A 9,628-nucleotide genomic window follows, 5' to 3' on the forward strand; every position below is an offset into this window, starting at 1 on the left:
GTTGGCTGCCCCAAAGCCGCCAACGGCGGGAAGGCGCACGGAAAGAGAGCTTTGCCGGCCCTCTGGAAGCCCAGAAACGCATGGATGGGCGGCGCGCCCTTTCCCGGCGCCTTCCGCCTCCCCCGCTATCCTTCGCTCCTGATTTTCACGCTCATGCCGGGGCGGACATTCTGCCCGCCTTCAACGATAACGAGATCTCCGGGATTCAAGCCGGAAAGTACCTGCCACGAATCGCCCACGGTACGGCCCACGTCGACAAGCCGGACTTCCGCCTTGCCGCCGCCGTCCACAAGGAGCACGGAAGCCTGCCCCTTCGGGTCGCGCCGCAGCGCCCGCTGCGGAACCAGCAAGGCGTTTTCATCCACGCCTTCGGTGATGACCGCGCGCACGTACATGCCGGGCAACAAAATATGTTCGGGATTGGGGAACAGGGCGCGCAGGGATACCATGCCAGTGCTTTCGTCCACGCTGACGTCCGTGAACTGCAGGCGGCCCTCATGCGGATACATGGCACCGTTTTCGAGCTTCAGGCGGACAGGCGCTTCCTCGGCGACGGAACGCAGCTCCCCGTTGGTGAACTGGGCGCGCAGCCGCAGCAAATCCTGGCTGGACTGGGTGATATCCACATACACCGGGTCAAGCTGGCGCACGGAGGTCAGCGCCTGCGCCTGATTAGCGGTCACCAGCGCGCCGGGCGTAAACGCCGACTTGCCGATACGCCCTGAAATGGGGGAACGGACTTTCGTATATTCCAAATTGATGCGGGCGGTCTTCACGGCGGCACGGTTCACCGCCACATCCGCCTCGGCCTGCTTGAATGCGGCCTGCGCGTCGTCGTACTCCTGCTTGCTCACCGCCTTGATCGCCAGCAGCTCACGGAAACGCTCCGCCTTCAGCCGCGCCGGGGTGACGTTGGCTTCGGACTTCATGAGCGCGGCCTGCGCGCTGTCCAAAGCGGCCTCATACGTAGCGGGATCGATCTGATACAGGGCCTGCCCCGCCTTCACGTCCGCGCCCTCGGTAAACAAACGCTGCTGGAGGATGCCGCCGACCTGCGGCCTGACTTCCGCCACCTGAAACGACGCGATGCGCCCGGCGAGGGCCGTCGTATAGACTTCCCGCCGGGGTTCCAGTTTGATGACGACGACTTCACGCGGCCCGGAGGCACCGGGGGCGCCCTTGCCCCCCTCCTCACAGGCCAACAGCATCATAGACAACAGCATACACAGAACGGCCCTTGCCAGGGCTCTCGGGTAGCTCATGAAAAGGCTCCTCGGCATCCTGCCGGTATGCGGCGCGGCAGGTTACGGGGTTCTCTGGGATCCCGTTTCTCATAGGGACGGAGGTAGTGTAGCAAGAGACGCCGCAATGAAAAAGCCCACAATCCGGGGGGTTCCAAAAAAATGTGAGACTTTTTTTCATCTGGAGGGCCACAGGGAAGCGGCTCATGGCCATTGCGCTCCGTTTGCTTCCCGATCCATACCGCAAAAAAAGACGGCGCGGAATCGCCCCGCGCCATCTTTAGCCTGCCTGTTTGTCTTTTTCATGAAATCGATCACGGCGTGTCGAAAAACACCGCCAACCCGTCACGGCTCGACGCCACACCAAGGGCCAGCATCAGCTTGAGCCGGGCCTTGGGCCCGCTGGTTTCGCCGCCGAGAATCCCCCCGGCCTCCAGCACGGTTTTGGCCCCGCCCTCGTAGCCGTACACGTCCAGCACGCGCCCGGCTATAGTCCGCGTGGTGATGACCACCGGAATCCCTCTTTCCACGGCGCGGCGGATGCCCGGCAGCACGGCCGGCGGCACGTTGCCCCGGCCGAAGCCCTCAAGTACGATCCCTCTGACGTTCCGCTCCACCAGAAAATCGATCAGCAGCGAATCCGAGCCGCTCGCCAGCTTGATCAAATGCACGTCCTCCACCAGCTCCGGCGGACGGATGGATTGCCTGCCGAGCGTGTTGCGGCGGAAGACCACGCGGTCGGGGTCCACATAGCCGAGCGGCCCCCAAAACGGCGACACGAAGGTTTCCGTGTTCGCGGAGTGGGATTTCACGACCTCGCGTGCGGCGTGGATTTCCTCATTCATGACCACAAGCACGCCTTTCCCGCGGGCTTCGGGACTCGCCGCCGTGCGTACGGCGCAGAGCAGGTTCGCAGGCCCATCCGGGCTGATCTCCGCCGCCGATCGCATGGCTCCGGTCAGGCAGACCGGCTTTTCGCTGTTGTGCACGAGATCCAGCAGATAGGCGGTTTCCTCCAGCGTATCCGTGCCGTGCGTGATCACGACGCCCAGAATGTCCTCATGGCGGAGCAGTTCCTCCACCTTGTTGCCGAGTTCAAACATCCGTTTCGGCGTCATGTGCGGGCTTGGGATATTGGAAAACTCCATGACCTCAATGGGGCACGCCTCGCGCAGCCCCGGGACGGAAGCCACCAGATCCTCGCCGCTCACCGCGGGCACGATGCCGTGCGCCGGATCAAGCTTCATGGCGATGGTTCCGCCCGTCGTCAGTACGATTACTTTTTTATTGTCCATGTCGCTCTTCCTTGAAGGCGGAAAAAGATACTTGGAGGAGGGAGGAAGGCCCTTTCTGGAGAAAGGTCCTTCCTCCCTCCTCCAAACCTCCTCCCTCCTTCCCCAAAGACTTTTGACCGATGGGGAGGCCCCGGACGCGGGCATGGGAATCAGGCATACGCCACGCGCAGGCTTTCCGCCAAATGCCTCCCCTCCGCCAACAGATCTTGTCCCATTCAAAACAACAGAGTCCCTTTTCCAAAGGCTTTGTTATGTATGTGGTTGTTTCATCTCCACAGTGCGGTAAAAAATGCAGCTTTTTTCCAGTTTTCCACTTGGCGGGATCCACGGTTAAGGCATTTTCCGGTTATCCCTTTGGAGCTTCAAGGAAAAAAGCATCAACCATTTTCTATAGCACAGCCTTTCCAAGAGGCTCCACCATGATAAAACTTGCTGTTTTTATTTCATATAATTCAAGGTGACCGCTGCGGAATATTTTGGCCCTGTCATGGCATGTGTCTGCCTTATCTCCACAATATGGTAAAAATACAGACTTTTTCTCCAACTTTCCCCTTGGCGGGCTTCATGGCTGAGGCATTTTGTTGGTTATTCCCTTGGAACTTCAAGGAAAAAGACATCAGCCATTTTCTATGGCGCAGCCTATTTTATTGGTTATTCCTTTGGAATTTCAAGAAATAAGGCATCAACCGCTTCCTACGGCACAGCCAAACTTTTTGCCGTGGGGTTCACCAACAATCCCCCCAGAAAAACCCAATACGCTCTCACCTGCTGTAACATCACATCAACAAGCGGCTATAATGGGGCTTTTCAAAAGGCTCTGTAAGTATGTGTTTGTTTCATCTCCACAGTGCGGTGAAAAGTAGAGCTTTTTTCCCAGTTTTCCCCTTGGTGGAATCCACGGTTAAGGCATTTTTCCGGTTATCCCTTTTGAGTTTCAAGGAAAAAGCATCAACTATTTTCTATAACATAGCCTTTCAAAAAGGCTCTGTCATAGTACACGGTTGTTTTGTTTCAACAATATATTGAAAAATATATGCTTTTTCTCCAATTTTCCGCTGGAGGGGTCTGTAATTGGGGGATTTTATTGGTTATTTCTTTGGAATTTCAAGGAAGTAAAGCATCAACCGTTTTCTATGACACAGCCTTCAAAAAACGCGCTGAGAAAACGGAACACGTCAGAAAACCTTTCCACACATTCCTGAGATGCTTTTCTCCGCCAGCGCACCCAACAAACAACCCCGCCCCGCACCCCATCCTCCATACAGACACGCTCCGGCCTCCAACCGGTCTTCCCCACGCATGTGGGGGTGTCATTACGGGACAGGAACGCGTTGACGCGATCATGGAGCCTTCCTCATGCACGTGGGGGTGCCATCCTCCATATGGGCACGCTCCGGCCATGCCACCCCACCCGCCGCCAAGCCGTTTACAAAAGTCTTGGGAGATGGTGGGGGTGGGGTTTGGGGAGGGGGAGGAAGAAGCCTTTCTTCAGAAAGGTTCTTCCTCCCCCTCCCCAATCTTCACATCCCCTACTCCACCACAACCCCAAACTTGGCCAACACCGATACGGGCATGGCGAAACGGGCGGTCTTGAGGGGATCGACAATCTGGGAAATGCGGGCATGACCGCAGAGGCTCATGAGCATGAGGGCCTCGTCCGCACTGAGAGACGTCTTGGCAAGAAGAAAATCGTGCATGCAACCCGTCGAAGCATGGATCGCCCCGTCCACAGACTCGGCACTGGCGAGGAAAGAAACCTCATCGCCGTCGTGCAGCAGCGGACAGGGCAGGGATGCGCCTTTCTCCAGCGAAAGATCGAGATCCACCTCGCCGAAAACCTCAAGGCCCGTTACGGAGACTTCCCCGTCGCCCATTGCCGCATGCAAATCCCCAAGGGCAAGATACGCGCCCTCCACGAAAACGGGCAGACGCAGGATCGCGCCCTCACGGATGCCGATGGTATCCATGTTGCCGCCGTGATCGCCCGGCGTGCCGCAAGGCACCGCCTCGCCGGCAGGAGCCACGCCGATGACCCCAATCATGGGGTTCAGGGGGAGCTCCACGCCTTTAAACGTGAAATGCCCATCGGCTATGGGGCAGATGCGCGTGTCCCCCTTCACCCGATTCGGCAGGGCCCCAGCGCCCGGCGCGGTCATGAGCGCCCCGGTTTTACCGGGACGGATGGCCCGGATATGCACGCAGAGCACGTCACCGGGTTCCGCCCCTTCCACCACGATGGGGCCGGTGGCCGGGTTCACGTGCGAAAAGTTGAGCCGGGCTTTCGACTGCCCATCCTCCGTCACCTGCCCGTTGAAACAGTCGCAGGTCTCCACTGTCAACGAACAGGGTGCCGCCACCGTTGCGACGGGTTCGGAAACGCCCATACTGTAGATATGACGCTCACGACGAATACGCATAGATTCTCCTGAAAGACGCCCCGGAAGCGGAAGCCGCCGGCGGAAAAACCCGTCCGGCGGCCCAATCAAGCGTTCCGAGAACGGAAACGGTTACATCATGCTCTTCTTGAAGGCGTCGGGAACTTCCTTGTAGCCCTTGGACTTGATGTAGCCAAAGACAATGCCCACAGCAAGCCAACTGAAGCCGAGGATCTGGGTCAGGTGGTCAAAGCCGCTCCAGACGTACAGCAGGATAAGCGTACCGGCCAGAGGGTAGACGAGGTAGTTCACGAGATCCATACCGCTGCGGCGCTGTTCCTTCACAAAGAAGAACCAGATTACCGAGAGGTTCAGCATCATAAAGGAGCTGATCGCGCCGAAGTTGACGAGCTTGGTGAGCTGTTCGTCGGTGAAGATGATGGTGCAGGCCAGCGACACTACGCCGATAAGCAGAATGGCGACATACGGCGTGCGGAACTTGGGGTGCACCTTGGCGAGAACGCCGGGCAGCAGCCTGTCGCGGCCCATGGAAAACAGCACCCGGCTGCACGCGGCCTGTGCGTTCAGGGTATTGGCGATGCCCACGGCAAGGATATTCACCACCAGCAGTATGATGCGGAACCAGTCGCCGATGGCGACGGCGCAGGCGTCGAACAGGGCGGTGGAGGCATTGTACTTGTTGTAGTCGGGCTCCATGAGGCAGACGATGTAGGTCTGGAGGAAGAACACCGTGCCGATGACGACCAGCGCGATCAGGATGGCGCGGCCCACGTTCTTCTCTGGCTCGGAAACTTCTTCGGCCAAAGTGCTGATCCCGTCAAAGCCGGTGAAGTTCAAGGCCGCAATGGTGCAGGCCGTAGCAATGAAGGCCAGGTTGACCTTGTCCGCCTGATAGATGGGCGTCATGGTCAGTTCCCCGGCCCCTCCGCCGCCGAGCACATACTTGAGGCCGCCGATCACAATGATCAGGACGATGCCGATTTCAACGACAAAGAAAAACATATCCACGCGGGCCGTGGTCTCAATGCCTTTTATGTTGATGGCCGTGTTCACGGCGATGAACATGAGGATCCAGACCCAGCCCGGAATTTGCGGGATGAGGCTCTGGCACCAGTTGCCGACAAAGATGTACAGCAGGCTGGGGACAAAAACATAATCGAGCAGGATGAGCCACCCGGCGAGGAACCCCACATGCGGGTTCACGCCACGCTGTACGTACGAGTACACGCTCCCGGCGATGGGGAACCGTTTCGCCATCTGGACGTAGGACAGCGCCGTAAAGAACATGGCGCAGAAGCCGACCAGATACACGAGAGGCGCCATGCCCTGAGCATCCCGGTTCACGTATCCGAAAATACTGTGCGGGGCGATGATGACCATGAACAGCAAGCCGTACACGGTCAAATCCCACAGGCTCAGGGTACGGTGCAGTTCCTGCCTGTACCCGAATTGTTCTACGGACCCTTTTTCTTCAGCCATTGTAACCTCCACAAATATTGACTCAACGCTTGCGGCACGAAACAAACACGCCGAAGCGTCCGCCCGCGGACTCCCTCCCCGGACGGGCTTCCCTCCAGAAGCACAGGGGCATACCCCGCTTCCCTTATACAAAACGGCCCGCCCTTTCGGGTAAGGCCGTTCCCTCTCGTTTTCTCTCCGCTTTCCCCTTTCGGAAAGCTGGAGGTTGTCCCTTTCCCTTCCATACGAGAAAAGGAAGGCCGTTACGGGAGGAGGGCTCACGTCCCCCTCCCCAGTTTCTACAGCAGCGGCTTATCGGCACGCTTGGGCACGGAAATGCGGAGTACGATTTCCACAGGGCAAGGCTGGCATCCCTGATTGATGCACACGTCGCCCTCAAGGGACAGGTACAGGTAGGTATCCGTGGGATCGAGGCCGTAGGCGGCGCAGACAAGCTCCTGCATCTGCGCGGAGGCGTCGATCAGCGCGGAGGTATAGTCCTTGCGGGCGCTCACGACATGCCAGGCATCGGCCGTTTCAATGACGGGCCAATCAAGCTTGCGGCCCTTGAGCACGCTCACGCGGACGGTGATGACCCCGCCGATTTCAAGCCCCGTGCCGCACAGTTCGCAGTCGCCCATGACGGCATGGATGTCGCCCATCTGAAGCAGTGCGCCTTCAACCTGTACGGGCAGGTACACCCGGCTGCCTGCGGTCAGCTTCTTGGAGTCCATGTTGCCGCCATGCTTTCCCGCATAGCCGCAGGCAATGGGCTCCCCGGCCGGGGCAACGCCCATGACGCCGATCATGGGATTGACCGGAATGCTCAGGCCGCCGAGTTCCGTTTTGCCGTCCTTAACGGGCAGGATACGGGTACGATCCACGCAGCGGCCATACAGCGGGCCGATATTCGGGATGGTGGTGACGGCCCCCTTATCAGCCACTTCAATGGACAACACGTCCACAACAAGCACGTCGCCGGGCATGGCCCCTTCCACATAGAGCGGCCCCGTCGCCGGATTGGTACGCGAGAAATTGAACGATTCGCCTACAATGTCTTCTTCCGTACAAACCTGGCCGGAGTAACAATCCAATGTACGGAATGAGAATTCATCCCCATCCTTAGCGCGTGCAATGGGCTCATTCGCCTTATCAAAGGCATATACGTATCGAGTGAGTTCCGTCATAATACCCTCCTTGGCAAAAGCCTGTTCGCGGCAATCGAGCAGGTTTTGAATCTTCGCTTACAATAAGATGCGCGCATCTTAGACTTTTTAAATCCGTTTGTCATTGTATAAATAACAATTAAATTCAACATATTATATCAAAATAGTATTCTCAGGCTTCCCTTGTCTGATCATATAATACGAATCGGTAACAAATTACTGGCCAATCCCCCGCGGCTTTCATGGGCTTATAAGCCGCACAGTGGCGGCCTACAAGACGTCCCCTCTGATATGGGCGTACCCTAGCAACGCAATCCCGGATTCACAAAAGCCGTCCATAGGAAAGGCAAGAAAGCCCTCCCCAAACGCCAACGGGCCGTCTCCTTTATGGTAGACGGCCCGTTGTGTCGCTGGGCTCAGGTACTATTCCGCCTTTTTCTTTTCACGGGCCTGCTGAGCCTTCAAGACATTCGCCTGAAGCTTATTAAGCAGCTTGCTGCTGATCAATTTTTGCTCTGGGCCATAGCCGCACAGCTTCTTATATTCTTCCACAGTCAAATCGTGGCTCTGAATATGCTTGGTGGTCAAATTTTGGAAGGTCTTGCCGCAAATGCAGCAAGCGATTTCCTGTTCAGAAATGGCTTCTTCCGGCTTCACCACAAGATTGCGGCGAGTGTATTTTTTCTTGGGAGCGCTGGGCTCGGAATCGTTTTTTTCCTTCTGAACTTCTTCCTCACAACACAACGATTCGGAGAGCGCCTCGGAATCCATGCCCGCGAGCTTGTTATTGGCCTGTATAAGGCCAGCCTTCATGAGTGTAAATTGCTCAATAAGAAACGGAACCGGCTGTTCGGGGTATCTATCCATAACGAGCTTAAGAAGTTCGGCATCGCTGATCATCATATCAACTCCTGTAAAACGTAATAACATTGTGCGGGTCATACCTAAGCCATTTTTGTACCGCTGTATATACCCTCTCCCAGAGGAATAAATTTTTTCCATAAACGAAATCTACTTGAACATACAGAGAGGCTATCTATATCTTTCAGAAAATTGCCCGATATACAAGCCAATTCCCTTGAGAATACTTTTAGATTTTTACTTGATTTTCATCATATAGGAAAAATACATAGTTGCCCAAGGGGTTTATCAGACGCTTTTCATAATAAAAAACGCCGTGTTACATTCAAAAATATGATCTAAAATATAATGAAAAAAAATAATCCATCTTACATGCAACCATAACGGCTTATATTCCGTAGCCTTCTTATCAGAGAAAAGATTACCTTTTTTCTACGTCAATACCCTTCCATTATTCAACTAAATTTTAGTAAACCCAATATAGTCGTTACAAACAGAGAGCATACCGATTAGTTCGATATTTCATATTTTTTAAAATATATCGCATAATAAAAACTTTTTGGTAAAAAACTTTTTATTCCATACTTATTTTTATCAACAGTATCCTCATTACAGTTTTCATATTACAATTTCCATCTCATAACAGAGCTACTTGTTATCCCACTACCAGAGAACAATTATGTGGAATATCCCTCCAATCTCTTTCCTCCAGTTCTCCGACAGTTCTGATAGCCGTAGTTTTCCACCTGCTGAAGCGTAAAAACGAAAGGTTCTCAGCCTAGAGGAGCGCCTCTGAGGAACGCGTCTTTGCTTTCGCAGCGCATCTTAAAAGCTGTGCAGCAGCAAACGATAGAGCTTTTTGGTCCTGTAAGAGTATCTGGTTATTTTATCTCCATAATACACTACAAGTATAGACTTTTTATTCAACTTTCTGCCGATGGACACTATGGTTGGGGGATTTTTAGTTATTCCATTGGGATTTAAAGAAAGCATCAACCGTTTCCTATGGCACGGCTTCATGTTGAAGTTCCAAGTGACAGTCCCAAAAGCCCATGATCGTAGGGTCTGCCAAGCGGGAAAGCATAGAAAAAACGGTATGCCTGTCATGCGTTAAGGAAGGATATCACGCCCCACGGCAGGGGTTTCTTAAAGGCATTGCATTGGAAGCGACGGGGCACGAAGAGGGAGAGAGGGGAGGTTACGGGAAGGGG

At 55.1% G+C, this 9,628-nt stretch carries 7 protein-coding genes; 1 reads left to right on the forward strand and 6 read right to left on the reverse strand.

The window, feature by feature from the left end; translation table 11 throughout:
- Nucleotides 1–125 precede the first annotated feature (125 nt).
- Both ACZM8Y_RS03345 and ACZM8Y_RS03350 read right to left on the reverse strand, forming a co-directional pair.
- On the reverse strand, nt 126–1,262 hold the full coding sequence (locus ACZM8Y_RS03345) for an efflux RND transporter periplasmic adaptor subunit (RefSeq protein ID WP_337431982.1): 1,137 nt from the start codon (nt 1,260–1,262) through the stop codon (nt 126–128).
- A gap of 293 nt (nt 1,263–1,555) precedes the next feature.
- Nucleotides 1,556–2,536 (reverse strand): asparaginase, encoded by a 981-nt coding sequence (locus ACZM8Y_RS03350; protein WP_479859315.1) that lies wholly within the window; start codon nt 2,534–2,536, stop codon nt 1,556–1,558.
- Nucleotides 2,537–3,165: 629 nt separating this feature from the next.
- On the opposite strand from ACZM8Y_RS03350, the gene ACZM8Y_RS03355 reads away from it, so the two are divergent.
- Nucleotides 3,166–3,399 (forward strand): hypothetical protein, encoded by a 234-nt coding sequence (locus ACZM8Y_RS03355; protein ID WP_487480123.1) that lies wholly within the window; start codon nt 3,166–3,168, stop codon nt 3,397–3,399.
- Between the two features lie 666 nt (nt 3,400–4,065).
- Here ACZM8Y_RS03355 and ACZM8Y_RS03360 read toward each other — a convergent pair.
- From ACZM8Y_RS03360 to ACZM8Y_RS03375, 4 genes are all read right to left on the reverse strand, one after another.
- Nucleotides 4,066–4,953 (reverse strand): acetamidase/formamidase family protein, encoded by an 888-nt coding sequence (locus ACZM8Y_RS03360; protein ID WP_482333272.1) that lies wholly within the window; start codon nt 4,951–4,953, stop codon nt 4,066–4,068.
- 90 nt (nt 4,954–5,043) lie between these two features.
- Nucleotides 5,044–6,411 carry an APC family permease gene (locus ACZM8Y_RS03365; protein ID WP_308771767.1) on the reverse strand — a complete coding sequence of 456 codons (1,368 nt, stop codon included), beginning with the start codon at nt 6,409–6,411 and terminating at the stop codon, nt 5,044–5,046.
- A 278-nt stretch (nt 6,412–6,689) separates the two neighbouring features.
- The gene (locus ACZM8Y_RS03370; protein ID WP_482333270.1) at nt 6,690–7,577 is read right to left on the reverse strand and encodes an acetamidase/formamidase family protein; all 888 of its coding nucleotides are present in this window, start codon (nt 7,575–7,577) and stop codon (nt 6,690–6,692) included.
- A 402-nt stretch (nt 7,578–7,979) separates the two neighbouring features.
- On the reverse strand, nt 7,980–8,459 hold the full coding sequence (locus ACZM8Y_RS03375; protein ID WP_482333267.1) for a MucR family transcriptional regulator: 480 nt from the start codon (nt 8,457–8,459) through the stop codon (nt 7,980–7,982).
- Nucleotides 8,460–9,628: the final 1,169 nt, after the last annotated feature.

This window comes from Bilophila sp., from assembly GCF_057864385.1.

Bases quoted from the DNA above. Each gene is read 5' to 3' on its own strand.
- ACZM8Y_RS03345 (WP_337431982.1), bottom strand. From the start codon at position 1,262: ATGAGCTACCCGAGAGCCCTGGCAAGGGCCGTTCTGTGTATGCTGTTG.
- ACZM8Y_RS03360 (WP_482333272.1), bottom strand. From the start codon at position 4,953: ATGCGTATTCGTCGTGAGCGTCATATCTACAGTATGGGCGTTTCCGAA.
- ACZM8Y_RS03370 (WP_482333270.1), bottom strand. From the start codon at position 7,577: ATGACGGAACTCACTCGATACGTATATGCCTTTGATAAGGCGAATGAG.
- ACZM8Y_RS03355 (WP_487480123.1), top strand. From the start codon at position 3,166: ATGGCGCAGCCTATTTTATTGGTTATTCCTTTGGAATTTCAAGAAATA.
- ACZM8Y_RS03365 (WP_308771767.1), bottom strand. From the start codon at position 6,411: ATGGCTGAAGAAAAAGGGTCCGTAGAACAATTCGGGTACAGGCAGGAA.
- ACZM8Y_RS03375 (WP_482333267.1), bottom strand. From the start codon at position 8,459: ATGATGATCAGCGATGCCGAACTTCTTAAGCTCGTTATGGATAGATAC.
- ACZM8Y_RS03350 (WP_479859315.1), bottom strand. From the start codon at position 2,536: ATGGACAATAAAAAAGTAATCGTACTGACGACGGGCGGAACCATCGCC.